Below are 26471 nucleotides of genomic sequence, written 5' to 3'. Positions count from 1 at the left end.
TGGCTCTTCGGTTATTTTATTGTCTTTTCTTTTTCGTAACGAACTGCTGCCGGACGGTCAAGCTCATAGAGCCTCTGATACCGTGGGCTTGTATGCATTAAATCTTCGTGAGTACCGCGCATTGTAATCCGCCCCTGATCCAGAAAGCAGATTTCATCTACCTGCTCCAGTCCGCTTAAATGGTGAGTAATCCAAATTACCGTCTTACCCTCTAATGCCTGCAGCACGTCGTTCATTAATGCTTGCTCTGTCCGGGGATCAAGCCCGACCGCAGGCTCGTCCAAAACGACTATTGGTGTATCCTGCAGAAGCACCCGCGCCAGTGCTATGCGCTGGCGCTGGCCGCCGGAAAAACGAGCGCCCGCTTCCTGCATATTCGTATGGAATCCTTCCGGAAGCGAGTTTACAGCGTCATAAATCTGCGCCTGTCTTGCCGCCTGCTTTACTTCTTCCATTGATGCGTCCGGGCGGCCAAGCCGTATGTTATTCTCTACCGTAGTCGAAAATAAATACGGAGATTGGTTCAATACAGCAATCTTTTCCGTAATTCTCTCGCCCCAGGCAGAAGCCGGCCGCCCTTCCACAACTACCTCTCCGTGAAAAGGCAAGCACACGCCCCGAAGCAGGTTTAGCATTGTTGATTTCCCGGACCCGCTTGGCCCTAAAAGAGCTACCCCGCAGCCAGGTCTCCATTCTGCCTGCAAATGTGTCAAGACGGGCTGAGAAGCTTCATAATGAAAAGAAACATCATCAAAGAAAATATGCTTTTTTTCGTGTTCCGGCTTCCACGACTGCGGCTCCTGCAGATTCTCTTCCGCTTCGAGCCTGCTCAGGCGTTCTGTCGAATGCGTGTAACTCGGCAGCTCGCCCACCGCATCAGAAATTGGGATCAGCGTTTCTGTGAGCGGAAAAATAAATAATACAAATGCCGCCACGAGCGTTGGAGCAAGCGATCCCTCTTCCGCCCCGGATCCGGCCCACACCAAAACAATGAGCACAAGCACCGCTGTCACTGTCTGTAAAAGTATCCCCCGGGTGCGAATAAACCGGCTGTATTTCCACTCCACTGAACGCATGGCCTCGTCCGCCTGGCGAAAACGTCCGGCAAGCTCCATGAAACGACCGCTCAACAGCCATTCTCCTATACCGAAAACTGCCTCTGATGTTTCTTTATACAGCCCTGCCCGTTTTGGCTTCCACTCCTGCACAAATGAGGCTGTGCGTCTGTAGGACCAATACGGAATCACAGTCATATAGATGAGCGTATATACAGCTGCCAAAGCGGCCATTTCCCAGGAAAAAAACCCAAACCAAAGCGCTGACAGCAGATACAGAGCGAGCGCGCTTACTGCTGGCATGACGGTTTTAATGTAAATATCCTGCAGGCGCTCGATGTCCTCAGCCAGAAGCCCGAGCATATCTCCAGCATGAAGCAGATGGGACCCTTTTTCCACCACCGGGAGCAGCCCTCTGTATAATCGAACTCTCATATCAGATAAAATCTTTAGTACTGCCTGATGTGCTGCCAGCCTTTCTGCGTAACGAAAGACGGCCCGGCTGACTCCGAAAGCCCTGACAGCAACAATCGGAATGTATACCATTAGAATATTTTCAGGCTGTGTGGCCGACTTTGTTAACAAAAAGCCTGAAACAAACAGCAGAGCCACGGCTGATACAGAGGCAAGAAGCCCAAAAAAGGCTGTCCAGGCGATACCCCGCTTATATTTTTTTACGTAAGGCAGTATCCATTGCCCCTTCATTCTGCTTCTCTCCTCTGCATCCGAATCCATTCCTGAAAAGCCGCGCTGTTTCTCATCAGACCCTCCGGGCTCCCGTCTCCAGCTAATCGGGTCTCTTCCAGAAAAATTACCCGATCGACATCATTTAACCAGTGCATCCGGTGTGTCGCCATAATGACTAGCTTACCTTCAAACAGCTGTTTTAACCGCTGTTTGATATCATATTCCGTTTCTATGTCCAAATGCTCGGTGGGTTCATCCATCAGCAGAATCGGCCGACCGCTTAAAAACGCGCGTGCGATCGCTATACGCTGCGCCTGCCCGCCGCTGATACCGCGGCCTCCTCCGCCTACAGCTGTCATTTCTTTCTTCGGAAGGCTTTTTATCCATTCACCAAGGCCTGCCTGCCCAGCTGCGTCATTCACTTCTTTTTTTGAGGCCCCCGGCTTATTCATTCGGATGTTTTCTTCAATGGTGCCTGCAAAAATATGCGGGTGCTGCGGAATGTAAGCAATCTGCTGCCGCCATCCTTCCTGCTGTAAATGGGTGCGCCACTCTCCGTCTATGATCATCGCCCCGTTTGAAGCCGGCAGAAACCCGGCCAGCAGATGAATGAGCGTAGATTTACCTGAACCGCTGTCTCCGGCAATCATGATTTTTTCGAACCCACCTAAAACTGCGGAAACCTCGTTAAGTGCATTCGCTTCGCTTCCGGCATGAGTCACAGAAACGTTTTTCAGCATTAACCGGCTCTGCTCTTTCCACTCGTGCTGAAGCTCAGGCTCGTGGTTCTTCTCTTTTTCCGCCAGCCATTTTTCGGCAGCAGCCCCAGCTTCCTTCCCGTCAAGCGTGGCGTGGAAATCACTCCCCAGTTCACGTACCGGCATGAAAAATTCCGGGGCCATAATAAGAACAAATAGTGCCGGGAGCAGCTCCCCCTGCCCTTCAATCAAGTTCAAACCAAGAAAAACGGCTACTACCGCTACTGAAAGCATTGCAATAAAATCGAGGGCAAACGAGCTAAAAAATGCTACCTTCAGTGTGCTTATCGTCGCTTTCCGATACTGCTCGCTCACCTTACGGATATTATTTTCATGGCCGCGTGCCCTCCCTAGGTACACCAGTGTTTTCAGTCCCCGCACGGAGTCGATAAAATGGTTGGATAACATCTGGTAGGAATGCCATTGCTTGTTCGCTTTTGCTTTCGCCGCCACTCCAAGAAGAATCATAAATACAATTAGAATAGGAAAGGCGGTAAATAAAACCACCCCGGAACGTATGTCCTGGCTTAATACCACCACTCCAGTGACGACCGGAATAATAAGCACACCGGGGATTTTCACAAGCGACAGCTCAACATAGCGCTGAAACTGACTCATTCCTTCCACAAAAGTTGTTACTGTGCCTCCCGTGCCCCGGACAGTATTGTCCGGGCCGAGCCGGCCGATTTTTTGAAAGAGCGCATCGCGTTTCTCCCCCGTCAACCTGCTGGCATAGGAAGCAGCCAGAGCCTCTTTCCAGGACTGCAGAAGATAGCGTAAAACCAGTGCAGCTGTAAACCAGGCAGCAGGCGCTAACGCAGACGACACGCCCTGTTGTTCAAATAACGGCACAATAGCCCGGGCGAGCCAGTACGCCTGCATCACAATCATGCCTGCCTGAATGAGCGTCAGTACAGTCATCCAGCTGAAGCAGGCCTTTGCGCCCCGGTAAGCCAGTAAGTCTTTTCCCATTAGTAGGTCAGATCCTTTCCAGTGACCCGTTTCCGGAACACATAATAACTCCATATTTGATAGCCGAGCACAAACGGCAGAAGCGTAATGGCTACGATCGACATGACCCGCAGGGAGTAATCCCCTGAGGAAGCACTGTATACTGTTAAGTCATTTAATGATGAAAGAGAGCTCACCATAACTCTTGGAAACATAGCCACAAAAACCGAAGCGATAACAGAAGCTATCCCGAAACCTGAAAAGATAAACGCCCAGCCGTCTCTTCCCCGCAGGGAGAAAAGAAATGCAGCGGCATAGCTTACTACAGCAGCAACGGTAATGGCTGCCACCCATCCGCCTTTAACCACATACATATCAGTATTAAAAACAGACAGCACCACGAAAACAATCAGCGCAGAGAAAACAGCCGCTGCGGATCTCCGAGCATGTTTACGCGCCCGCTCCTGTACTTCTCCGACTGTTTTCAACGTCAAAAACATCATACCGTGCAAGTAGCATAAAATTACGAGCGTGAGGCCGCCGGCCACCGAGTATATATTGACAAAATCGGTAAACCCCGCCCTCATTGTCATCGTTTCATCAATTGGCATGCCCTTGAGCATACTCGTAAACAACACGCCAAACAAAAACGGCGGCATAAGGCTTCCAAGAAAAATGCTCCAGTCCCACGTTTTTTTCCAGTACATGTGACGGCCCTTTCCCCGGAACTCAAACGCCACGCCCCGGATAATCAGAGCGAGCAGGACGAATACAAATGGGATGTAGTAGCCGCTGAACATAGTAGCGTACCAGTGAGGAAACGCAGCGAACACCGCTCCTCCGGCCGTGATCAGCCATACTTCGTTGGCGTCCCAGAACGGGCCGATGGTGTTGATCAGCACCCGGCGCTCCTGGTCGTTTTTGGCCAATACCCTCGTGCCCATGCCGACGCCGAAATCAAATCCTTCCAGGAAGAAAAATCCAACAAACAAAACAGCCACCAGCAAAAACCAAAATTCACTGAGCTCCATGTTCATATGCCTCCTTGTCAAATGGATCTATCGCCGGCTCCTGATCTTCATCCTCCGGGTCATGCTCAGTGCCTTTTTTAATTTCTTTAATGTATAAATAAACCATCACAAGGCCAAGCAGCAGGTAAATTGTAGTAAATGTAATGATGGAAAATAAAAGCGATCCTACTGAAACATTTGGAGAGACCGAAGCAGCAGTCGTCATCAAACCAAAAACGGTCCACGGCTGCCGGCCAATTTCTGTCATGATCCATCCGGCGGTGTTTGCTATAAACGGGAAGGCAATAAGTGCCATCATCAGCTTTAAGTACCAGCGGCGTTCAAGAAGCGTTTTCCGGAATAAAAACCACAGACCGAGCATTGAAGCTGCAATCATAACCATTCCAGCACCAACCATAATCCGGAAACTCCAAAAGGTTGCGTTTACCGGCGGGATGTAGTTTCCCGGGCCATACTCTTCTTCGTATTCCGCCTGAAGTGTCTTCATTCCTGGCACTGAGCCCTCAAATTCTTCATAGGCAAGATAACTGAGCAGATACGGAAGCTCCAGCTGTGCTTTATTTTCCTGCGCTTCGACATCCATCCAGGCAAACAGGTTCCACCCGGCCGGGTCTTCACTGTCCTCCCAGAGAGCTTCACTGGCTGCCATTTTCATCGGCTGTGACTCCATCAAATGCTGCGCCTGCACATGGCCGCTGAATGCTGTTCCCATACCACCGATCAGACCAAGCGCCATCGCCAGGGCAAATGATTTCCTAAACAGGGAAACCTCTTCTCCCTTCAGCATTTTATAAGCACTTGCGCCGCCTATAACAAACGCTCCTGTCGCAAAAGCACCGAATATAACGTGCGGAAATTCCACTAAAAACTGAGGATTGGAAAGAAGAGCAAAGAAATCATTCATTTCCGCCCGGCCGTTCTGCAAAATATAACCGACCGGCTCCTGCATAAAAGCATTGGCTGCGAGAATCCACATGGCTGAAAGAATCGTTCCAAGCGCCACCAGCCAGATACACATCAGGTGAATGCCTTTTGGCAGACGATTCCATCCAAAAATCCACAGCCCGATAAAGGTCGATTCCATAAAGAAGGCAAGCAGAGCCTCTACTGCTAGTGGCGCCCCGAACACATCGCCTACAAAACGGGAATATTCCGACCAGTTCATACCAAACTGAAATTCCTGAATGATACCAGTCACCACCCCGATTGCAAAATTAATTAAAAAAAGATGGCCCCAGAACTTCGTCATTTTTAAATACACTTCTTTACCGCGGAAATAATATAATGTCTGCATAATTGCCACCATAAAAACAAGGCCGATCGATAAAGGCACAAAGAAAAAATGAAAAATCGTCGTCGATCCGAATTGAATTCTGGCTAAAATCAACTCATCCACTGTAGAAACCCCTCCCCTGTTCACTATTTCACAAATTCAAGTGAAATTATTCACATGACTCGATATTATTATGCTCCTGAACGTGATAAAAATCACATACTATTTATGACAAAGCTATTAACATATTGTGGCAAAAGTATGGCAGATATTAAAATCGTTCCAGGTCTTATCCTCCCGGAACGATTTTGAATTTTATTATGTCATATGCCAAAAATGATTAAGGAGCTTTAACAAGCGACTCCGGAAGCGCGTACCGATACATATACACCGGGTCCTCGTGACGGTCCAGGACACTCAGAAGCTCTGCCGGCGGTTCCGCGTGTATTCCCGGGTAGTCCTGCTCGTCCTTTGCCTCCTCCACATTAAAGGCCAGCTGTTCTTTATCGGTAAAAAATTGTGCGTCAATGCCGGGTTTATTGCCCCTTGCGTCCAGCCGCACCCATCTGTCTTCTTCGTGAAGATAGACGGCATTTAAAGCATGAATGCAGTAGCCGTCTGACGATTCTTCGAAGAGAGTTAGCCGCTGGTAGCAGAATCCGCATGGTATCCCTTCCGAGCGGAGAAGCGCCGCCAGCAGATGAGACTTGGACCAGCAGATCCCCTCGCGGTATTTCAGCACCTCCGAGGCTCTCCGGGTAACTGTTTTACCCTGAATATCCCACGAATGGCTGACTTTATCACGCACAAATAAGTAGGCAGCTTCTATCTTTTCTTTTTCATTCATTTCCGGAAAAAACAATTCCGCCGCGTAATCGATGTCATAGGTTTCCTGTAAAAATTCTATAAGTTGCACCATCGCCCTGCCCTCCTTTATGTATAATTATACTAAATAAAGAATTTAAATACAAAAAGAACAGGCAGCTGCCTGTTCTTTACCTCTTCTTATTATTGCTTTATCCACTGGGGCTCCGGTTTTTCGTTCATTGTCTCTTCTTCAATGAAGCTTTGATTCATGCCCTCCTGGACATAAGGTTCGTGCCCTGCAATCCAGTATTTCATTAATACAGTATAAAGAAGCAGTGCCGGCAGGCCGCCGATAAACCATGAGCCGTCAATATTAATAAAGGAAACGGCAGTACCAACAACAATGGATATAATAGCTGCGGGATTCCATCCTTTAAAAGCCTGGAACAGCTTGCTTTGTTCGTACAGCGCTGCTACGTTATAATTCCGTTTATGCACGAAAAAGAAGTCTGCAATCATTACACCGAATACCGGCCCCAAAAAGGCGGAAACAATGGCAATGAAGGTTGTAAAATATGCAGCATTCATCAGCCACCACGGGCATGTGAACGTAGCGAGTATACCAATAATGATGCATGACTTCGCCCAGGAAATTTTAAAAAGGTCCATTGCTACTAGCGCCGGCGGCATAATGTTAGCCATCAAGTTCGTCGTCACCTGGGCTATCGCAATAAAAACCAGTACGATAATGCTTGCCACGGTTGAAGGAATATATTCGGAAATAACATCAATCGGGTTCCAAATTCCAACCGCAGCCGCTCCGAGCATGCCGATAAATGGAAGCAGAATGCTCGGCGGCACCATACCAACCAGATGAGCGTTAATATAGGTGGATGTCTTTGTCTTTTTCGGGACGTATCTTGTGTAGTCCGACACGTTAATCAGAAGGGCTGCAAACTGTCCCACCAATACGGTCATTGCAAGCCAGAGCGGAATGCCCCAGGAGCCGTCCACATTCGCGGCTGCCTGCACCTCAAATCCAAACGTCGTTAAAAACAGGAAAATTAAGTAGATGATACCGCCCATTATGATGACAGAACCGATAATTTCCACCCATTTGATGGATTCAATACCTTTAGCCGAAAGAAAAATCTGCAGGGCCTGAAAGCCAAAAAACCACACCCATACATTTTCAAAGCCTATAAAGCTCGAGGCAATCTGATTCAAAGCCTGCGCCCCGAGTCATGTCTGTATCCCGAACCAGAACAAAGCCGGAATACTCCGTAAGAGAGCGGGGATTCTAGAGCCGATCGGTCCAAAGGACGAACGAAGCTGAACAACCATCGGAATACCGTGCTTCCATCCTACATATCCATTTAATGAAAACAACAGAGCGGCCATAATATTTGCGAGAAGCAGTGCCGCGCCCGCCTGGTAAAGGTTTAGGTCACCAAACGGCGGAATCAGGCTCGAACCGAGCATGAATGTACCGATCATGATGGTATCCCCCCACCACATCGCCACATAAGCCTTCGGCCCAAGGATTCTTTCTTTCTCACTAGTAATTGGTCCCAGATTCTGCCGTGCCTGCATGATATTTTCCTCCTAAATAAAAAACGAACATTTCATGTTTAATGTATTCATTTATTCGTTTAATGATTAATTATATTTTATCGGAGAAATATGCACCGGATCATTGTTTATCATCACACAAATTTATTATTTTCTCTGTGCATTATTGCTAAAAACAGCGGATTTATTCCATTTGAAATGTATATTTTCTTACATTGTAAAAATTCAGTCATTTGTTTTGATTTTTGGAAACGTTTTCATTATAATGCAGGTATATCTTCTTACTTCATTACCGAACGTACTTTGATACTATTAGGAGGTTTTCGATGCTAGAGGGTAAAACAGCTTTAATTACAGGCGGCGCCGGTGGTATTGGCAAAGAGACAGCTCAGCTGTTTCTCGATAATGGAGCGGATGTCGTTCTCGTGGATGTGAACGAAGAAGCTTTAAAAAATGCTAAAAACGATTTAACGAGCGGAGAAAAAACAGTCACTGTTATCCAGGCCGATGTAACAAAGGAAGAGGACGTCGAAAACTATGTCAGGCAGGCAGCAGAGACATTCGGGAAAATAGACATTTTCTTTAATAATGCAGGCATTAACGGTCCGGTTGCACCAATTAAAGACCTGGAGAAGGACCAATTTGACTTGATCATGAATATAAACACGACCGGTATTTTCCTTGGGCTGAAGCATATGATACGTCACATGGAAAAACAGCAATATGGCGTGATCATTAACACTGCTTCCAATGCCGCCTATATCGGATCAGCAGGCATGGCCGGGTATATTGCCTCCAAACATGCTGTAGCCGGTTTGACAAAAACCGCCGCTCTGGAAGCAGCTTCGGCAAATATCCGGGTGAATGCTGTGGCACCAGCAGCTATCGACACGCAGATGCTCACCAGCATTCAACAAAATCTTTCGCCGGATGACCCGGAACAGGCGGCGGCTGCAATTCGTCAAGGAATACCCGCCGAACGCTTTGGCACGCCAAAGGAAGTAGCAGAAGTCGTACTTTTTCTTGCTTCCGACAGGGCATCCTTCGTTACCGGGTCATTGTATAACGTTGACGGAGGCATGCAGGCCGATTAATTTGTTACACTCTACTAGTTTCCTCTTTCATGCGCGTTCGCTCTCAATCATGATACAATCAAACGAGCGAACAAGGTCTTCATACGGCCTTCATGAAGGAGGTTCTTTTTTTTGAAATTAATTATTGGCATAACCGGCGCCACGGGAGCCATTTTTGGCATCCGTCTGCTCGAAATATTAAAATCCACCGACATTGAAACCCACCTGATTTTATCCTCCTGGGCCAAGGCTACTATTCCACTTGAAACTTCGTATACAGCGTCCCAGGTAGAGGCGCTTGCAGACGTTTCGTATTCCTCAAAGGATCAGGCCGCCCGCATATCAAGCGGCTCCTTTCGTACCGAAGGCATGATTATTGCTCCCTGCAGCATGAAAACGACTGCCTCCATCCGTCACGGCTTTGCGGATAACCTTATTGCCCGCGCCGCCGACGTGGTTTTAAAAGAGCGCAAGCACCTGCTTTTAATGACCCGGGAAACGCCTCTTAACACCATTCACCTGGAAAACATGCTCGCCCTTTCCAAGCTCGGCGTAACCATTGCTCCACCGATGCCTGCTTTTTACAATCAGCCGGCAGATATCAATGAACTTGTCGACCATATTGCTTACCGCACGCTCGACCAGTTCGGCATTCATATGGAAGAAGCTGATCGCTGGGAAGGCATGCCTTCATCAAAACATAAATAGAAGCGGGCGCCTACTAATGCCGGGCGCCCGCTTCTATTTCACATATAAGATCCCTTTCAAGCTTTATCATGCCAGCCAGTCGCCCTTCATAACAGTGACTGCCCGTCCGCCGATGTGACAGCGGCTGCGGTGCATTTCCACCTCTACAACACCTTCCCGCTTACTGACCTGTTTGGCCGTGAAGTTCTGCTTTGCCATACGTTTTGCCCAGTACGGACCGAGTGCACAATGCGCCGAACCTGTTACCGGATCTTCATCCACCCCAATGGCTGGGAAAAAGCAGCGTGACACAAAATCGATTCCCTCTTCTTCTGATAGAGAAGTAACTAAACATCCGCGCGTCGTATGCTGGGCTAATGATTTCATATCCGGGACGATGTCTCGGAGCGTCTGTTCGGAATCGACTTCTACAATAACGTCCATCCGGTTTTGCTCCACCGCAGGTGCCTCCACCCCGAGAGCCTCAAGCAGCCCTTCATTTAAAGGCGCAGGCTCCGGCGGCTCTGACGGAAAGTCGAGCCAGATGGTTCCCTCCTTTTGAAAGGCAGCCAAAGGTCCACTCGCGCTTTGAAACGTAATCGCCCCCGTTTCCGGAATCTTTTCTTCTTCCCACAGCACGTGCGCTGAGGCAAGCGTCGCATGACCACACAAATCCACTTCAACGGACGGGGTAAACCAGCGTATTCCGTATTCACTTTCTCCTCTTTTAACCAGGAATGCCGTCTCAGAAAGATTCATTTCTGCAGCTGTCTGCTGCATCCATGCCTCAGACTTCTGGTCTGTTTCTTCCAGCAGGCAGACGCCTGCCGGATTTCCGTAAAAAGCTTTACTCGTAAAAGCATCCACCGTGTATATTTTCATTCTTTTTTCTCCTTTATGCTTTTGATTCTGCCTGTATTGTAGCACGTGAGTCCTTTCTTTAGGAGTTTATACACTTTAAGGAAAACATGTATTTAGGAAACAAGGATTAATTCTCCATTTGATAGGGAATGGGGTATCACACATACTTCCTGCCCCGGTAGTTGTGACTACAAGCAGAAAGGAGAAATACAACTAAATGAAATGGATATGGAAAAAAGATACTTCTCTGCCTTTTCAGGACGTTTTCGGCCCAGCTGAATCGACAATTACTCATGTCACTTATGATTCCCGGAAAGTCCAGGAAAATGGCTGCTTTGTCTCGATACCGGGCAAAAACATGGATGGCCACACGTTTATTCCGGATGCTGTCCGCAACGGCGCATCCACCATCGTAGGAAGCGACCGCGATACACTCACCCATTATGCTGCTTCATTTCCAGCCCTCACATTCGTTCTCGTGGAGGACAGCAAAATAGCGATGGCTGACTATGCAGCGCATCTGCACCACCACATTCACAAAAAAATGAACCTTTTCGGCGTAACAGGGACCAACGGAAAAACGACTGTTACGGCTTATATACGGTCAATGCTGAACAATTTAGGAGAGCCCGCGGGCATTATAGGAACAGCTGGAGTATGGTCAAAAAATAGCAGGCATCCGTTTAAGCCTACCACCCCGACGACGCCGGAAGCGGCCGATTTGCATGATATTTTCGCTTCCTTTTATGAAGAAGGGACACGCACAGTAGCAATGGAGGCGACCTCTATTGCCATTGATTTAAAACGCCTGCACGGACTCGAATTCGAGGTGGGCGTTCACACTAATCTCGTATCTGAGCATATGGAGTTTCACGGCACGATGGAGAATTATAAACGGGCAAAATTAAAATTATTCAGGCAGTCCCGCCAGGCCGTGGTGAATCTTGATGATGACGGTATGGCCGAGGACATTTTAAACATGTTCGACGGCCCGGTCTGGACATACGGCATCCGGCGCTCTGCAGATATTATGGCCAGCAACATCCGCACGGGTACAGGCGGATCAAGCTTTCTGCTGACGGTACAAGGGCGCTCCTACTTAGCAAGGGCTCCGGTGTTTGGCGAATATAATATTTCCAATACCCTGGCTGCGGTAGGCTCGTGTCTCGCTGCCGGCTATTCGGTATCCGAAATTCTGTGCTCACTTCCAGACATTCAGGGTGCGGAAGGGCGTTTCCAGATTGTCTCCGATTATCCAGGAAAGCAGATTATCCTCGATTACGCCCATACGCCTGACGCATTGGAGCTGGTCGTGGAGACAGTTAAAAGCCTCCCTCATAAAAGGCTTATCCTCATGATTACCGGAATCGGCCTCCGGGACCCGGCCAAACGTCCGAAAATGGCAGCGGCTGTAGAGGGGAAAGCAGATCATATCATCGTTTCTGTCGATCACCCCGGCCCATACAACCGCCAGCGCATTGTCGATGACGTTGCTTCTGGTTTTAGCGATCCCGAGGCAGAGAATATATACAAAAGAAAACATCGGGAGGACGGCATTCATAAGGCTCTCTCGCTGGCGGAAAACGGCGACCTTATCGTCATTACCGGTCTCGGCTTCGGTGGTTACCAGGTCATTAACGATCAGCATGTTCCTTACGATGAACTCGAAGTGATTGACTCTTATTTTCAGGAAAACCGGCAATTATCATAAATAATCTATGACCGGAAAACATGTAAAATTGTTTTCCGGTTTTTTGGCTCGTCTGTGCCGGCCGCTCATATCATTAAGATTAATAAAACAGCTTACCGGGAAAGGCACTATCAAGAATATGTAAAGGAGGCTTTTCATGGATTATCAAATTACTGCCATTCATTTTGACGGCGGCCGTGAAAAAGAAGAGCACATTACGCATATACAGCTGGTGGACGGAACCGAAGAAACAATAGAAAAAGCGATCGCAAGCGTTGATGACGGTAAGGATTACTATTACCGCGTAGACGGCGGGGACAAAGTACGCGTGGACACGGTTCACCCGGAAGACCCGGACACTCCTGCCTATCTCCGGACCCACCCGGATCAGTCAACAACAGACAATTTGTTAAAGCTTCCCACATTTGATCCTACCTACATGCCTTAACTCAGAAAAGCAGCGTTCTCCCGCGGGAGAACGCTGCTTTTTACAGTTCCTGTTCAAACGGATACAGCCCCCGCGCCTCAGCCTCAGCGGCATAGTCATTTAAAACTTCTTCAAGCATATCCTCGGTATCTTTTCCTTCTGTATTAATGCCAAGCACCTGGGCCGCGTGCATAATTTCCTTCTCCCTTACGCCCGCCATCATCTGTGAGACATCTTCAGTGACTTCCACTCCGTAAACGGATGCTTTTTCCTTCCATTCCGATAAAAGTACTTCATCAATTACGGTCTGTTCATCTTTGCCTTTGACAGCTATGCCGTATTGCTCTGCTTTTTTCATTAAATCATTTTCCCGGATATCCGTACCCATCCGTTCTATTCCGGCTTCGCTTTTTTGCGCCGATACATTGGCCGGCAGGGCAACACTCGAAAGTATACAGGCGGTAATGACGGCATACATCCATTTTTTCATCTGCTCAACCTCTTTTTATATAGAGTATATTTTTATTCATCATATAAATGAATAATGTCAGGAAAAAGTCAGGCAGGAATTTTCACATCACATCCGTTTGTTTTTCACGATCGTTATTCTGATCCGGCACGTCCTGCGGCAATTCAAATACAAAGATGGTCTCTTCCGGCCGGCTCGATTGGAGGTACAGGTCGCCGCCGAGCCCCTGGGCGATTAATTTACTGAACGGCAGCCCGAGGCCGAGGCCGTGCACATTATACTTTTTATTTTCTCCCCGGTAGAAGCGCTCAAATACGAGCAGCTGCTCCTCCTCATCAATACCAATGCCGCTGTCTATCACTTCAATAGCCACCATGTGCTCGCTTTTTTCACTGCATCGTATGGTCAGCGTGCCTTCCTTCTTCATTGCCTGGTTCGCGTTATTCAAAAGATTAACCATAATTTGCTGGAAGCGCATCGGATCAGTGTAAACCGCATGCGTCTCTTCGCCGTAAAGCTTTTGAATATCCAGCCGGTCCGTGTCATTGGAAATCGACCATTGATGGATGACCTCATTCAAGAGTGACTCCAGCGTCAATGGCTGCATGTCTGTCGGCACTCCCTGGGAGGAGAAGGTGTTAAATTCAAGCAGGTCCGCAATCATGTTCCGCATCCTGCCCGTTTCCGCCAGCGTCACGCTCAAAAATTCCTTCGCCTCGTCCCCAGTTACTACATCATCTTTAACCGCCTGCACCATCCCACTTATGGAGGTAACCGGAGTTTTCAATTCATGAGTAACACCGGCCAGCAGCTCGGTACGCATGCTTTCAAGCTGCCCGAGTCTCGTCGTCATGTCATTAAAGCCGGTAACCAGTTCATCGACCTCCCGCTCTTTCGCCTCGGTATCAATACGAATGGCGTACTTTTCTTCCTTTACACGCTGAAAGGCTTCGGCAATCTGCTTGATTGGCCGCAGCATTCGTTTGGAAAGAATATAAATCGTGAGCCACCCGAGCAAAGCCAGACTCACCAGCAGGATACCGACCAATTGATACTGACCGCCGACTCTTACCAGTGAATCGGCCGGCTGAACGATCACCACCCATCCTTCGAAAGAGCCGTCATCGCCCTGAATACGTGACTTGACCAGGTACTGCTCCAGACTTCCCTGTTGGACTTTCACCGTCTGCGGCCCGGAATCAAGAAATGAATCCGGGAACACGACAGGCTCCTGATACAGCGAATTTCCGAACAAAGAGTTGGATACAATATTTCCATTATTGTCCACAACATATACTAGCGGCTCCGTTTCAATATCAAACGTCTGCTGACGCTCACGCACGTATGATGCGAGATCCGCATTTAAGCCAATCGAATTATCTTCTGCCCCGGCCAAATCCTCCGAGATTTCATCCGCCAGGAAGGAAGTAACGTTCAGCCCGCGTTCGAGATTATAGGAGCGGAGCCAGAAAAACGAAATCAGGCCAATAATAATCAAGCCGATACAGAGCGTAATAAAATAGCGCGTCGTCCAGTATCGGAGCAGCGAAACTTTTTTATCTTTATTCCTCTTTAACACTGAGCTGATACCCCACTCCCCGGAGCGTTCGTATTTCTCCTTCTTCCACCGGCCAGTTTTTCAGTGACCGGCGTATCCGCTTGATGGCCAAATCCACCGCGCGGTCGCTCCCTTCGTAATCAATGCCCCACACGTGGGAAATTAACTGCTCCCGGTCAAAAAACTGATTCGGGTGATTGCTCAGAAAAATAAGCAGCGACAGATCCCGCGGTGTCAGATCGAGCTGCAGCCCGTTCAGCGTCACAGCGTATGCCTTTTCATCAATGACGAGGCTTCCGAACCGTTTAAGGTACTGCTCCTCCTCCGCTGGCGAGGCTGTTTTACCGCTGCGCCGGAGTACAGCCTGGACACGGGCTACGACTTCATCACCTTCAAAAGGCTTCGGAATGTAGTCGTCCGCCCCGCCGTCAAATCCTTTTAATCGGTAGTCCACATCCCCAAGAGCGGTCAGCATAATACACGGGCAGTCGCTTGTATTCTGAATATGTTCGAGTACTGCCCATCCATCCCGTCCCGGGAGCATGACGTCAATTAAGGCTAAATCAAAATTCCCGCGATCGAACGTCTCCACGGCTTCATTTCCTTCATATATTTGAGTCACTTCAAAGCCCGCCTTCTGAAGATAGGCCCGAAGCACCTGGCTGATCGATGTTTCGTCTTCAATTACAAGAATCGAGCTCATATACGCTCTCTCCCTTCTCTATGTACTTTCATTATAAATCAACGAAGCGCAGGAACAAACGGGTTCCCATGCAATCCGGTACAAAAAAAAGACCCTCGCGGGGGAACGAGGGCGTACAGCTATATGAATCTAGGGGGTAATTCCATGAAGAGTGCACTACCCGAGTGAGTGCAGCTCTTAAGCCGAGTAATAATACCCAGCTAAAACACAATTGGATTGTTTGCATAGGGCCATCGTATCCACATGACTCTTCGGCTTCTTCTGCAGTTACAGGACGATCAATCGTTGTTCTAGGGGGGTCAACATATTTAAGGTCCTGGAACCAGTAAGCTGCATATCCTCACCTTTTCTTCATATGTGCCAGTTATTTGATGCACTTTCCCTTTCGACAATGCAGCAAATATAGGGCGGAAGAAAATGATGATTCGATGCCGTTTACGTGGCAACTGTATCAGAAGCCGGCTTTCACTCCGCTTTCTAAGGAAGTTGGTACCTGGTGCGGCGCGGAAGTGTTTTAAGCCGTGGCGGCCTCTACATTTATTACTATAAGTGGTCTGTGTGTCAGCAAAATGTCAAAAGAAATTTTTTTCAAAAGAAAAGCGGAGAATTTTTGATTACTGGCTGGGACGGCTCGAATTCAGCCTGTCTTGAGACGAAGGCGCAAACGAACTGAATCTTGAACGGCCCACAGCCGGTAACATTCGGAGCTGGACAATGAAAAAAGTGCAGACGTGCTGCCCAGCCGCTTCAATCCTTCTATTTTTTATAATACAAATACATGGTCAGCGGTGCGAATACGAGGACTAATAAAAATGAAACCAACAGCACCCATCCGACCTCAGCAAAGGCCGGGTCTCCACCCATAAACCCGCGGACAGCTACAACAAGAAACGATACCGGGTTGATTTCCACAATCGGCTGAAGCCAGCTGGGCATTGTCTCGGGATCCACAAACACATTACTGATAAAAGTTAATGGAAACAGAACCATCATGCTTGCTCCCATCAGTGACTTTTCCGACCTCATCACGATGCCAAGCGTCGTCCAAATCCAGGAAAGACTGAAGGCAAACACAAGCAGTATGCCTACGCCCAGCAGTATACCCACCAGCCCGCCCTCCGGCCGGAACCCAAGGATAAAGCCAAGTGTAATCATAATCGTAGAAGCAATCGAATACCTGACAAGATCCACGAGCAGAGCCCCGACTAGAACGGAGGGCCTCCAGACTGGCAGGGTCCGGAAGCGGTCGAATATCCCCTTGGTAATATCGTTGTTTAATTCGATACCTGTGTACATCGTAATACTAACTACGGTCAACACCAGTACCCCCGGCAGCACAAACTGTAAATAGGCTTCTGTCGATCCGGCAAGGGCGCCGCCAAATAAATAGGTGAACATAAGCAAAAAGATAATTGGAAAAGCAGTAATATCAAACAGCTGCTCGGGCACATATTTGATTTTCAGAAGCATTCTGCCGCCAAAGGTAAGTGACGCCGAGACCGGGCCTGCGTTTTTTGGACGTTCGCTGGTCGACACTGCGGCCCGGAGCACATCCTGCTGACTGAGAGGAGCCTGTTTTTTGTTCATGCTTCCGCCTCCACTTCTTCCTCTTCTGCTGAACGTCCAGTCAGGGTAAGAAATACTTCATCCAGGCTCGGTTTGCCTACAGAAAAGTCTGAAACAGCGATACCGGCTTTATTTAATTCATCGAGTATTTGTACCGCCAGGTTGTTCTCTGCCACCTGGGCCGTCAATCCCGAGGCATTAGAGGAATAATTCACAGCTGTCCCCAGCTTTTGCTGCAGCAGCTGGGCAGCGAGCGGCCGCTGCCCAGGGTCCTGAAGACGGACATGCAGCTTGCCCACTCCTACTGATGCCTTCAATTCACCACTCGTTCCTTCTGCGATGACTTTTCCCTGGTCAATCACCGCGATCCGGTCCGCCAGCTGATCCGCCTCATCCAGATACTGAGTAGTTAACAGCACCGTGGTGCCCGTATCCACCAGCGTCCGTACAATATCCCACACCTGATTGCGGCTTCTTGGGTCAAGGCCTGTCGTCGGCTCGTCCAAAAACAACAGATCCGGTGTTACGACAATGCTTGCAGCGATATCAAGCCGGCGTTGCATTCCGCCGGAATACTGCTTCACCTGTTTTTTTGCCGCTTCTTCAAGTCCGAAAGCACGAAGCAGCTCGTACGCCCTGGATTTTGCCTGAACTCGTGTAAAACCCATCAGCCGCCCAATTAAATGAAGGTTTTCCAAACCGGATAAATCTTTATCCACTGAGGCAAACTGTCCTGTCATACTGATCCGCTTCCTTATGAACGCTGCCCCCTCCACTACATCATGGCCAAACACACTTGCCCGGCCTTCACTGGGCTGGAGAAGGGTCGCAAGTATGCGGAGAACTGTCGTTTTTCCAGCTCCGTTTGGACCGAGTACTCCGTACACTGTTCCTGCCGGCACCTCCAGATCAATCCCGTCCACCGCACGGATCGATTCAAATGTCTTCACCAGACCTTTGACGTCAACAGCGATTCTTTGTTCGTCCACCTCGTTGCCCATCCCTTGTACCTCCTTATACGTCGTCTCTAAACCGTCTCCTTTTTCTTTATGATAGCACTGCCAGCCCACCCGGACTTCTTTTCGATTGCTGTAAAAACGTATGTTCGTATTTTTTTACAGCCGGTTCTTTTTTAAGAAATTTAACACAGCACGGTCTCTGTACTCTGCTCCCGACCCGATCCAGATCAGATGCCCCCACGAATCCAGAATAGTTAATTCCGCCTGAGGTATTAAACGTTTAGCCTCGTACGCATGCTCTAGAGGCACCGAAGCGTCATGCTCACTGTGCACAATCAGCACCGGTGCATAAATCATCGGCTGCACCTCTTTTGCCGCATTTGTGTTCACATCAATCAGAAAACCCTTCCCAGACCTCTGTGCTGCTATCATACTGGCAAATTCCTGAAGAGCCCTGCTGTCTATTTCCTGACGAATACGTTCATACGAAAGCGTGCTGAACGAGGCAGCCATTTGTTTAAATATCATTTCCGGCCTTCTTTTGACAGCCATCCTCAGCAGAGCCCATGTTCCTTGTTCCACTATCGGCCGAAACAGCACCTTTGCTGCTTTGTAGGCAGCATCCTTTTTCGTCAGCCATTCGGTAGTGACCGCTGACTCAAGCGTCAATGTACGCACCCGTTCAGGATAAGCTGAAGCAAGCATCAACCCGCTCGGCCCTCCGGCGGAAACCGCAAGCACATGAACAGCGTCTATCTGCAGATAATCAAGCAGACCGGCGCAGGCTTCTGCGGTTCCTTCCAGAGAGGCGCCGATTTCTGCGCTTGTGGCTCCGTACCCGGGCCTCGAAGGCGTAATTAACCTGTATCCCCGCTTCACGAGTGGTGCATAGCCCATCTCCTCCATGCAATTGGAATGTCCTCCATGCATTACCAGCACCGGCTCCCCAGTCCCACAAATGGTGTATTCCATCTGCGTACCGTCCTTCCGGTACCACATACCAAGTGTCCGCTTCATGCTCTGCTCCCCTTCCCATTTTCTATACTTTTACTATATCCTATAATGAAGTGGGCTGCCGGGCGCATTTCCGCTGAGAACGGAAAAAATTTACGGAAGGATTTTCATAAACATTCACGCAGGAATTGCAAAGCATTCTGCTCTTTGTCATATTAAATAAGAGACAAATTATAAACGGAGGCTGACCATGGATCAATTTATCTTTTTTCAACCAATCTTTCAGGAACGCATTTGGGGTGGAAATAAGTTACATACTCATTTTAATTACAACATCCCATCAGCATCGACCGGTGAAGCATGGGTCTTTGCCGCTCATCAAAACGGTTCAAGCATTGTAGCGAACGGCTCCTACGCGGGTAAAACGCTCCTGAACCTCTGGCAGGATAAGCGGGAATGGTTCGGTTCGTTAAAAGGCGACCGCTTTCCGCTGTTAACGAAAATTCTCGACGCGGCCAAGGATCTTTCGGTGCAGGTGCATCCGGACAATCAGTACGCCGCCGCTAATGAAAACGGCGAATACGGCAAGACTGAATGCTGGTACGTGATTGACTGCGATGAAGACGCGGAGCTCGTACTCGGGCACAACGCCGACAGCCGGTCAGAGGCCACGGAGCTCATTGCCGCCGGCGAATGGGACGCTTTTTTACGGAGAGTGCCGGTAAAGCCCGGGGATTTTGTTTACGTACCGAGCGGCACGATGCACGCTATTGGCGAAAGCGTGCTTATTCTGGAAACCCAGCAGAACTCGGACGTCACCTACCGCGTCTATGACTACGACCGGACCGATAACGAAGGAAACAAGCGGGAGCTTCATCTGCAGCAGGCCCTCGACGTGACTCATTTTCCTCATGAGGATGCTAAAGTGGACCCTTCTGTGGAATCCGACGGCGAGGCAGAAGTCACCACCTTTGTGGAGGCAGACTACTTTTCCGTCTACAAATGGGAGGTGCACGGCACAGCTTCATTCACCTGCGAAGCGCCGTTTCTGCTCTGCAGCGTCATTGAGGGCAGCGGCACTGTCGATAACCTGACGGACAGCGCCCCAATCCAAAAAGGCGATCATTTTCTCGTCCCGAATCACGTAACCGACTTCACGATCGACGGCAATGTCACCTGCATTGTGTCTCATCCGAATGCCTCCCTTCACTCCTCCTAAATACAGAAAACCACCTTCTGCCAGGCAGAGGGTGGTTTTGTTATACTATAAAAAAACAAGGATTGGCGGCGGTACGATGAACATGTTCCCTCTATTATATACTCCGATCATGCAGCCGGTAGAAAAACAATTTCTTTATGCGCTCCGGCAAAAACACATTCCCTCTCTCTCCGGCCACGTACTCGAGATCGGCTCCGGTCCCGGAGCAAATTTTCCTTACTACCGGGCAGCTGCAAAAGTAACTGCCATCGAGCCGAATGACCGGATGCGCAAGCAGTCTATTCCGGCGCAGATGCACGCTCACGTCCCGATTCGCACACTCGGTTCCTCAGCTGAGCGACTGCCATTTGAAGACAATACCTTCGACAGCCTTGTCTGTACACTCGTGCTCTGTTCTGTCGAGGACCCCATCCAGGTACTGCAGGAATTAAAACGGGTATGTAAACCGGGAGCTGCGGCCTATTTTCTCGAGCATGTCCAGATGCCCCAACAAGCGGCAGCGCGTGTCCAGCATAATATAACGCCGGTATGGAAGCACTTTTGCGACGGCTGTCACCTCGATCGCCCCACCCATTCGCACATTGAGCAGGCCGGTTGGAGCATTACTGGAACCGACAGTTATTTCCAGGGATTTTTACTATCCATGCAGGCTGTTCTTCCTCCAGACCGATCAGCCTAAAAACAAAATGCCGTAGATGATGGCAAGCACAATGACCAGCGCCGGATGCAGCTTCGTTTTTTCAAGCAGCAGATAGCTTGCCACAAGCATCCCGGCTGTCTGCCAGCCGCCTGCGCCCTCCCAGGCACTGGTGAAAAACTGCAGCGTTAATATGCCCAGCAGCACTCCAATGACCGGACGCACATAGGCGGTGAGCCGTTTTACCTTCGGGGAGTTCCTGTATTTGTACAAAAAGCCCATTAGGACGATCATTAAAATTAACGACGGGGCAACGGTCGCAAACAGACCGGCAGCAAGCCCCGGCCAGCCGGCGACTTCATACCCGATGTAGCCGGCCATTTTTGTGGCAATCGGTCCGGGCAGGGCGTTACTGATAGCCAGCACTTCACTGAATTCACCCACGCTCATCCATTCGTACCGGTTCACCACTTCATGCTGGATAAGCGGAATGGACGCCGGACCGCCGCCGTAGCCGAGAATACCCGGGATAAAAAACGCCATAAAAACCTCTAAGTATATCACGTGGAGGTGTCCTCCTCTCGTTTAGCAGAATCCTTCTGAACCAGTGCAGCAATCAGAAGCACTGCAATAACGATCGCCGGATGCACACCGAGCACACCGAGTACCACAGCGGCCCCGATAATAAATGCTATCGTCTTCTTCCAGCCCAGGTCACCGCCGGATTTTTTAATAAATCCCCATGTCAGCACTCCCATCAGCACCGTCACTACGGGAAGCACTCCGTTTGCAAGTCCGCTCACCCACGAAGCGTCCCGGTATTGGGACAAAATGCTGAAAAACAAAATCATCAACAGTGCCGTCGGGGCGACGATCGCCGCCACTCCGTTCAGCGCCCCAAGAACACCGCCGCGGCTGTAGCCGATGTATCCGGCAAGCTTGGTGACGATCGGCCCCGGAAGCGTGTTGGCAATCGCTAGTGTATCGCCGAATTCCTCGTCAGTCATCCATTCATAGTGCTCCACTACTTCTTTTTGCACGAGTGGAATCGACGCCGGTCCTCCCCCGTAGCCAAAAATACCGACCCGGAAAAAGGCGAGAAAAATTTTCCACTGCATCACTTCCACCTCTTCTCTCTTTATTACCAGGCAGCTACGTTGCCGTCTGTGCGGGATTCGCTTCCCCCGCAGAGTACTCCAGTTTCCGGATCTCTCCATATAATCTGTCCACGGCCAAAGCTCGAGGATTCTGTTTCTATTTTCACCGTATGGCCTTTCCGGTTCAGCGCCTGAGCGGCTGCCGCGGAGAAGTCAGGCTCCACTGTAATCAGCTTATCCCGCTTCCACTGCCATCTCGGTGCATCCAGGGCCGCCTGCGGATGAAGACCGAAATCAATAGTATTCATGATCATCTGCATATGGCCCTGGGGCTGCATGAATTCCCCCATCACCCCGAACGGTCCCACGGGTTCACTGCCCTTAGTCAAAAAACCGGGAATAATCGTATGATACGGCCGTTTTCCGGGCATCAGCCCATTGGCGTGCCTGTCATCCATGGAAAAATTGTGCGCCCGGTTGTGAAGGGCGATTCCGGTCTCCGGCACCACCATTCCTGAGCCGAAGCCCATGTAATTGCTCTGGATAAATGAAACCATATTGCCGTCCCCGTCAGCAGCTGCCAGGTACACTGTGCCTCCGCTGTGCGGATCTCCTGCTTCGGGCACCATCGCTTCATTTCCAATTTCACCGCGCCGGGCCTCTCCATACGCATCCGAGAGCAGCTCTTCGGTGGTCCGGGTCATGGCGTCCGGATGGGCGACATATTTTTCTCCGTCCGCAAATGCAAGCTTCATCGCCTCCATTTGATGATGAAGGGTGTTGACGCTGTCGCGCTCCTGAAAATCATACCCCTTCAATATGTTCAGAGCCATTAAAGCAACAATCCCCTGGCCGTTCGGCGGAATTTCCCAGACGTCATATCCTTTGTAGTGCACCGAGATCGGCTTCACCCACTCCGGCTTGTACAGCGCCAGATCCTTGGAGCGCAGATAGCCGCCCTGCTCTTTCATGTAGGTGTCTATTTTCTTCGCCAGGTCTCCGCGGTAAAACGATTCTGCATTTGTTTCAGCAATTTCCTTTAACGTCTCCGCATGCTCTTTGGAGCTCCACAGCTCTCCCGCAGCCGGGGTGCGGCCCTCCGGAGCGAACACCCGGCTCCAGTCGGCAAACACTGTCGGATCGAGCTCTTGCTCCAGTGTTTCAAAGGCGGACGCCCACAGCGTTGCCAGCGTGGACGCTACCGGATAGCCTTCCTCAGAGTAAGCCACAGCTGGAGCGATCAATTCTGAAAATGGAAGCCTACCGAAAGCACGGGACAGCTCTGCCCACGCAGCCGGCGCTCCTGGCACCGTAATCGGTACCGGTCCCCGTTTTGGCATTTCATCGTAGCCGTCTTTATACAACCCGTCGATCGAAAGCTCCTCCGGCGCATAGCCGCTGGCATTCAGGCCATGGAGCTCGCCGTCCATCCAGACGAGCGCAAAGGCATCACCGCCAATCCCGTTGGATGTCGGCTCGAGTACGGTCAGACTTGCTGCTACAGCAACAGCTGCATCCACAGCGTTGCCTCCTTTTTTTAAAACGTCGAGACCTACCTGGGAAGCAAGCGGCTGTGACGTAGCCACCATGCCTTTTTTACCGTACGTTGGCGTGCGGTAGGATGCATATGGATGATGGTGCGGATCAAATGAAATCATGATAATCGCTCCTTTTATAAATCAGTATGCTGAAGACGGTGGACGACATGCTGGACAAATGACAGGAGCCGGCGATCATCGTTCCGATTGGCGATAATTGAAATCGAGATCGGAGCTTTTCCCGGCATTTCCACTGGAATGGTTACCTGTGGCAGCCCTCCGATACCCGCAATACAGGTCAGCTGCATCGTGCGTTTCCGCACCGCCTGGATCTCCTCTTCCCCGGCATGAATTTTCGGGGCCGGTCCGGGCACAGTCGGAATAACCATCACCGTGTCTTGTCCCAGCCTTTGCTGCACCTCCTCCTGCAATTGTTTCCGTTTTTCAAATATGTCTGGATAATCCTCCCGCCGGGTGTCTGCGGCAAACGCAAACCGGTCCCGGACACCGGGTCCAAACGACGGCTTATACTCCCTGATCCATTCCCGATGAATTTCTCCAATTTCCACTGCCTGCTGCAGTCGAAAAACTTCAGCCCATTCTGCGAGCGAGTCTTCTGCCAGCCTGTTTTCATTCAGCGTTTCGGCCTGCGCCTGCACGGCGGAAAACACCCTTCCAAGCGCCTGCTTGTATTCATCGGCATATTCCTTCCACGCCTCTTCCTCCCACCAGATTGTCCGGTACGGCATTTCTTCCTCCACTGCCGGAAGCAGCGCGTCCCCGATCTGCTGCAAAACCCCGGGGTCTCTGCTCATCCAGCCGACAGTGTCAAAGCTCGGAGCGAGCGGAACGACGCCTTCAAGCGATACGGCCCCGTGCGTCGGGCGTATGCCGTACAGGCCGCAGTAGGAGGAGGGCACGCGCACCGAGCCGCCTGTATCCGTACCAAGGGCAAAATCGACGCTGCCGGCCGCTGCTGCTGAGGCCGATCCGCTCGAGGACCCTCCCGGTATTGCTTCCGGGTCGGCCGGATTGACCGGCATGCCGTAATGCACGTTGTCTCCGTGCAGGCTGTACATTAATTCATCGCTAATAGTCGTTCCGGTCAGCGCAGCCCCGCTCCGAAGCAGGCGTTCAATTGCCGGCGCATTAGCTGTGTTTTCCGGGTGGGTTCGAAGCCATTCCGGGTGGCCCGCAGATGTTTTTGCACCGTGAACCGCGAACACGTCTTTCACTGCAAACGTATAGCCGGAAAGATTCCCGCTCATCGTAGGCTCGAGCCGCAGCTTCTTATTCATAAACGCTTCCTGTTTATTCATTTGTCGAATCCTCCTCGGAAATGGCCTGGATAATGGCTTCGGCCGTTTTTTCCGCGTGCTCTCCGTTCAGCTGAAGCAGTTCTTCGCGCTTATTCTCCTGCAGCAGAGCAAGCATCTGCTTGTGTTCGTCCTGCGACATGTGAATCGAATGCACGTCGGAATCAATATTTGTATAGATGTTCATGTATGCTTCAATACGGCTCCATACGTATTCGAGCGATTTTATCAGTGGCTCGGAGCGGGAGGCCTCGTACCAGATCTGGTGAAACAGCCGATTTTGCTGCCGCCACTCCACCGGATCTGAAGCGTACCGGTCCATTTCGGCGATTCGCTCCTGAAGCCTGCGCAGGTTCTCTTCATTCATCTGTTCAAAGGCCCATGCCACCGCCAGTTCTTCGAGTTTATTGCGGATGGCAAACAGCTCGCGGACTTCACTGGCAGACAGACGGCTCACATAGACACTCCGTTTTTCTTCAAACAAAAAGCCTTCTGTTTTCAGCGTCGTAATCGCTTCCCGGACCGGCATTGTGCTCACCCCGAACTCCCCGGCAATCTGTCGGATGGTCACCTTCTCGCCAGGCCGCCGCTCTCCCTGAATGATCTGCTGCTTCAGCAGTTTGTACACTTCTGTACGTAACGTTGACACATGCAAAGATGGTTGATTCACAGCACTCGCTCCTTTGTGATCTGTGATCACAAACATTTTTTAATATTCTATCAGAAAAATCCTCTTCTGCAAACTAGTTTTTAGTTTACTTTATCGGCGCTTTTCCTTCATATTTAAAAGAAGAGAAGCTCAAGGAGGACGATACCATGACAACACTAGTAACCGGCGTGAGCCATGATCAGGGAATCGGTGCTGCCGTCTGCCGTCTGCTTGCCGAGCGGGGAGAAAATATTATTTTCACTACCTGGGGCTCAGACATCGACTGGGCGGCAGAATTTAAACTGCATCTCGAAAACCAGGGCATCGAAATTTATTATATCGAAGCCGATTTCTCGAATCCGGGCGCGCCGGATGAACTCCTCGATCAGCTGAACGAGCTGCCGCTGTTTCCGACCGCACTCGTCAATAACGCTGCCTATTCAGCCAACGACAGCTACGAGCGCCTGAACGGGGAATCGCTTGATGAGCATTATTACGTTAATATGCGTACCCCTTTTCTGCTTACCACGAAAATCGCCCAGCGGTGGATTGATTTTGGTATCACCGGAAAGATCGTAAACCTGACCTCCGGACAGGATCTCGGACCGATGGTAAACGAAATTGCCTACGTATCTACGAAAGCAGCGGTGCGGGCATTTACCGAATCCCTGGCTGCCGAGCTCGCGCCGTATGATATCAACGTTAACGCCGTCAATCCGGGGCCGACGAACACCGGATGGATGGATCCGGCTATGGAAAAAGAGCTGTCGAAAAAATTCAGTAAAGGTCGGATTGGACAGCCGGAAGACGCAGCCAAAGCAATCGCCTTTCTGTTGTCAGACGAGTCGGACTGGATCGTCGGCCAGGTCATCCACTCCGAAGGCGGATTTTTACGCAGCTAGCTGGGCATGACGCCGATCAGTTCGATGTCGCT

The 26471-nt window shown here is 50.1% G+C and carries 24 protein-coding genes and 1 pseudogene; 7 read left to right on the top strand and 18 right to left on the bottom strand.

Features of this window, described 5'->3' with window-relative positions; translation table 11 throughout:
• Positions 1–11: 11 nt before the first annotated feature.
• From cydC to ACTRXG_RS04180, 6 genes and pseudogenes are all read right to left on the bottom strand, one after another.
• On the bottom strand, positions 12–1760 hold the full coding sequence (gene cydC / locus ACTRXG_RS04205; RefSeq protein ID WP_474284122.1) for a thiol reductant ABC exporter subunit CydC: 1749 nt from the start codon (positions 1758–1760) through the stop codon (positions 12–14).
• Positions 1757–3472, bottom strand: coding sequence for a thiol reductant ABC exporter subunit CydD (gene cydD / locus ACTRXG_RS04200; RefSeq protein ID WP_474284121.1), 1716 nt, complete (start codon positions 3470–3472; stop codon positions 1757–1759). The genes cydC and cydD overlap by 4 nt, the downstream gene beginning before the upstream one ends.
• A complete protein-coding gene (cydB, locus tag ACTRXG_RS04195) occupies positions 3472–4482 on the bottom strand; it encodes a cytochrome d ubiquinol oxidase subunit II (RefSeq protein ID WP_474261531.1) in 1011 nt (336 codons plus the stop codon). Before cydB ends, cydD begins: the two co-directional genes overlap by 1 nt.
• Positions 4469–5878, bottom strand: a complete 1410-nt coding sequence (locus ACTRXG_RS04190) for a cytochrome ubiquinol oxidase subunit I (RefSeq protein ID WP_474284120.1) — start codon at positions 5876–5878, stop codon at positions 4469–4471. The genes cydB and ACTRXG_RS04190 overlap by 14 nt, the downstream gene beginning before the upstream one ends.
• Before the next feature lie 217 nt (positions 5879–6095).
• Positions 6096–6674: a transglutaminase-like domain-containing protein gene (locus tag ACTRXG_RS04185; RefSeq protein WP_474284119.1), complete on the bottom strand. Its 579-nt coding sequence runs from the start codon at positions 6672–6674 to the stop codon at positions 6096–6098.
• An 89-nt stretch (positions 6675–6763) separates the two neighbouring features.
• Positions 6764–8155, bottom strand: a pseudogene (locus ACTRXG_RS04180) (NCS1 family transporter).
• Between the two features lie 305 nt (positions 8156–8460).
• Here ACTRXG_RS04180 and ACTRXG_RS04175 point away from each other — a divergent pair.
• Both ACTRXG_RS04175 and ACTRXG_RS04170 read left to right on the top strand, forming a co-directional pair.
• On the top strand, positions 8461–9228 hold the full coding sequence (locus ACTRXG_RS04175; protein WP_474284118.1) for an SDR family NAD(P)-dependent oxidoreductase: 768 nt from the start codon (positions 8461–8463) through the stop codon (positions 9226–9228).
• Positions 9229–9339: 111 nt separating this feature from the next.
• A complete protein-coding gene (locus tag ACTRXG_RS04170; protein WP_474261536.1) occupies positions 9340–9915 on the top strand; it encodes a UbiX family flavin prenyltransferase in 576 nt (191 codons plus the stop codon).
• 66 nt (positions 9916–9981) lie between these two features.
• Here ACTRXG_RS04170 and ACTRXG_RS04165 read toward each other — a convergent pair whose 3' ends face one another.
• Positions 9982–10776: a PhzF family phenazine biosynthesis protein gene (locus ACTRXG_RS04165; RefSeq protein ID WP_474284117.1), complete on the bottom strand. Its 795-nt coding sequence runs from the start codon at positions 10774–10776 to the stop codon at positions 9982–9984.
• Positions 10777–10972: 196 nt separating this feature from the next.
• Between ACTRXG_RS04165 and ACTRXG_RS04160 the strand changes: the two genes are divergently transcribed.
• A complete protein-coding gene (locus tag ACTRXG_RS04160; protein ID WP_474284116.1) occupies positions 10973–12466 on the top strand; it encodes a UDP-N-acetylmuramoyl-L-alanyl-D-glutamate--2,6-diaminopimelate ligase in 1494 nt (497 codons plus the stop codon).
• 136 nt (positions 12467–12602) lie between these two features.
• A complete protein-coding gene (locus ACTRXG_RS04155; protein ID WP_474261547.1) occupies positions 12603–12893 on the top strand; it encodes a DUF3892 domain-containing protein in 291 nt (96 codons plus the stop codon).
• A gap of 40 nt (positions 12894–12933) precedes the next feature.
• Here the strand turns inward: ACTRXG_RS04155 and ACTRXG_RS04150 are convergent, their stop codons facing one another.
• From ACTRXG_RS04150 to ACTRXG_RS04125, 6 genes are all read right to left on the bottom strand, one after another.
• The gene (locus tag ACTRXG_RS04150; protein WP_474284115.1) at positions 12934–13362 is read right to left on the bottom strand and encodes a hypothetical protein; all 429 of its coding nucleotides are present in this window, start codon (positions 13360–13362) and stop codon (positions 12934–12936) included.
• A gap of 82 nt (positions 13363–13444) precedes the next feature.
• Entirely contained in the window at positions 13445–14920 is a 1476-nt protein-coding gene (locus tag ACTRXG_RS04145) for a HAMP domain-containing sensor histidine kinase (RefSeq protein WP_474261549.1), read from the bottom strand.
• On the bottom strand, positions 14904–15602 hold the full coding sequence (locus tag ACTRXG_RS04140) for a response regulator transcription factor (protein ID WP_474261550.1): 699 nt from the start codon (positions 15600–15602) through the stop codon (positions 14904–14906). Before ACTRXG_RS04140 ends, ACTRXG_RS04145 begins: the two co-directional genes overlap by 17 nt.
• A gap of 756 nt (positions 15603–16358) precedes the next feature.
• On the bottom strand, positions 16359–17189 hold the full coding sequence (locus ACTRXG_RS04135) for an ABC transporter permease (RefSeq protein WP_474280807.1): 831 nt from the start codon (positions 17187–17189) through the stop codon (positions 16359–16361).
• The gene (locus tag ACTRXG_RS04130) at positions 17186–18169 is read right to left on the bottom strand and encodes an ATP-binding cassette domain-containing protein (protein WP_474284114.1); all 984 of its coding nucleotides are present in this window, start codon (positions 18167–18169) and stop codon (positions 17186–17188) included. Before ACTRXG_RS04130 ends, ACTRXG_RS04135 begins: the two co-directional genes overlap by 4 nt.
• A 114-nt stretch (positions 18170–18283) precedes the next feature.
• Positions 18284–19144 (bottom strand): alpha/beta fold hydrolase, encoded by an 861-nt coding sequence (locus ACTRXG_RS04125; protein ID WP_474284113.1) that lies wholly within the window; start codon positions 19142–19144, stop codon positions 18284–18286.
• 187 nt (positions 19145–19331) lie between these two features.
• On the opposite strand from ACTRXG_RS04125, the gene manA reads away from it, so the two are divergent.
• Positions 19332–20300: a mannose-6-phosphate isomerase, class I gene (gene manA, locus ACTRXG_RS04120; protein WP_474261555.1), complete on the top strand. Its 969-nt coding sequence runs from the start codon at positions 19332–19334 to the stop codon at positions 20298–20300.
• A 37-nt stretch (positions 20301–20337) separates the two neighbouring features.
• Positions 20338–20979, top strand: coding sequence for a class I SAM-dependent methyltransferase (locus ACTRXG_RS04115; protein ID WP_474284112.1), 642 nt, complete (start codon positions 20338–20340; stop codon positions 20977–20979).
• On the opposite strand, the gene ACTRXG_RS04110 is transcribed toward ACTRXG_RS04115, so the two are convergent.
• Genes ACTRXG_RS04110 through ACTRXG_RS04090 form a run of 5 tightly spaced genes read right to left on the bottom strand, consistent with a single transcriptional unit; the run spans position 20971 to position 25558 of the window.
• Complete coding sequence (locus tag ACTRXG_RS04110; protein WP_474261558.1) at positions 20971–21501, bottom strand: chromate transporter; 531 nt, start codon at positions 21499–21501, stop codon at positions 20971–20973. The two genes, ACTRXG_RS04115 and ACTRXG_RS04110, sit on opposite strands and share 9 nt — an antisense overlap.
• Positions 21498–22055 (bottom strand): chromate transporter, encoded by a 558-nt coding sequence (locus tag ACTRXG_RS04105; RefSeq protein WP_474261559.1) that lies wholly within the window; start codon positions 22053–22055, stop codon positions 21498–21500. Before ACTRXG_RS04105 ends, ACTRXG_RS04110 begins: the two co-directional genes overlap by 4 nt.
• A gap of 23 nt (positions 22056–22078) precedes the next feature.
• Positions 22079–23692, bottom strand: coding sequence for a gamma-glutamyltransferase (gene ggt, locus ACTRXG_RS04100; protein ID WP_474284111.1), 1614 nt, complete (start codon positions 23690–23692; stop codon positions 22079–22081).
• Between the two features lie 14 nt (positions 23693–23706).
• On the bottom strand, positions 23707–24891 hold the full coding sequence (locus tag ACTRXG_RS04095) for an amidase (RefSeq protein WP_474284110.1): 1185 nt from the start codon (positions 24889–24891) through the stop codon (positions 23707–23709).
• Positions 24884–25558, bottom strand: coding sequence for a GntR family transcriptional regulator (locus ACTRXG_RS04090; protein WP_474284109.1), 675 nt, complete (start codon positions 25556–25558; stop codon positions 24884–24886). Before ACTRXG_RS04090 ends, ACTRXG_RS04095 begins: the two co-directional genes overlap by 8 nt.
• A 146-nt stretch (positions 25559–25704) precedes the next feature.
• Between ACTRXG_RS04090 and ACTRXG_RS04085 the strand changes: the two genes are divergently transcribed.
• Positions 25705–26439, top strand: coding sequence for an SDR family oxidoreductase (locus tag ACTRXG_RS04085; RefSeq protein ID WP_474280823.1), 735 nt, complete (start codon positions 25705–25707; stop codon positions 26437–26439).
• The last annotated feature ends 32 nt before the right edge of the window (positions 26440–26471 follow it).

This window comes from Marinococcus sp. LNSP9103-4, from assembly GCF_056034345.1.
This window is presented reverse-complemented; position numbering and strand designations above follow the sequence as displayed.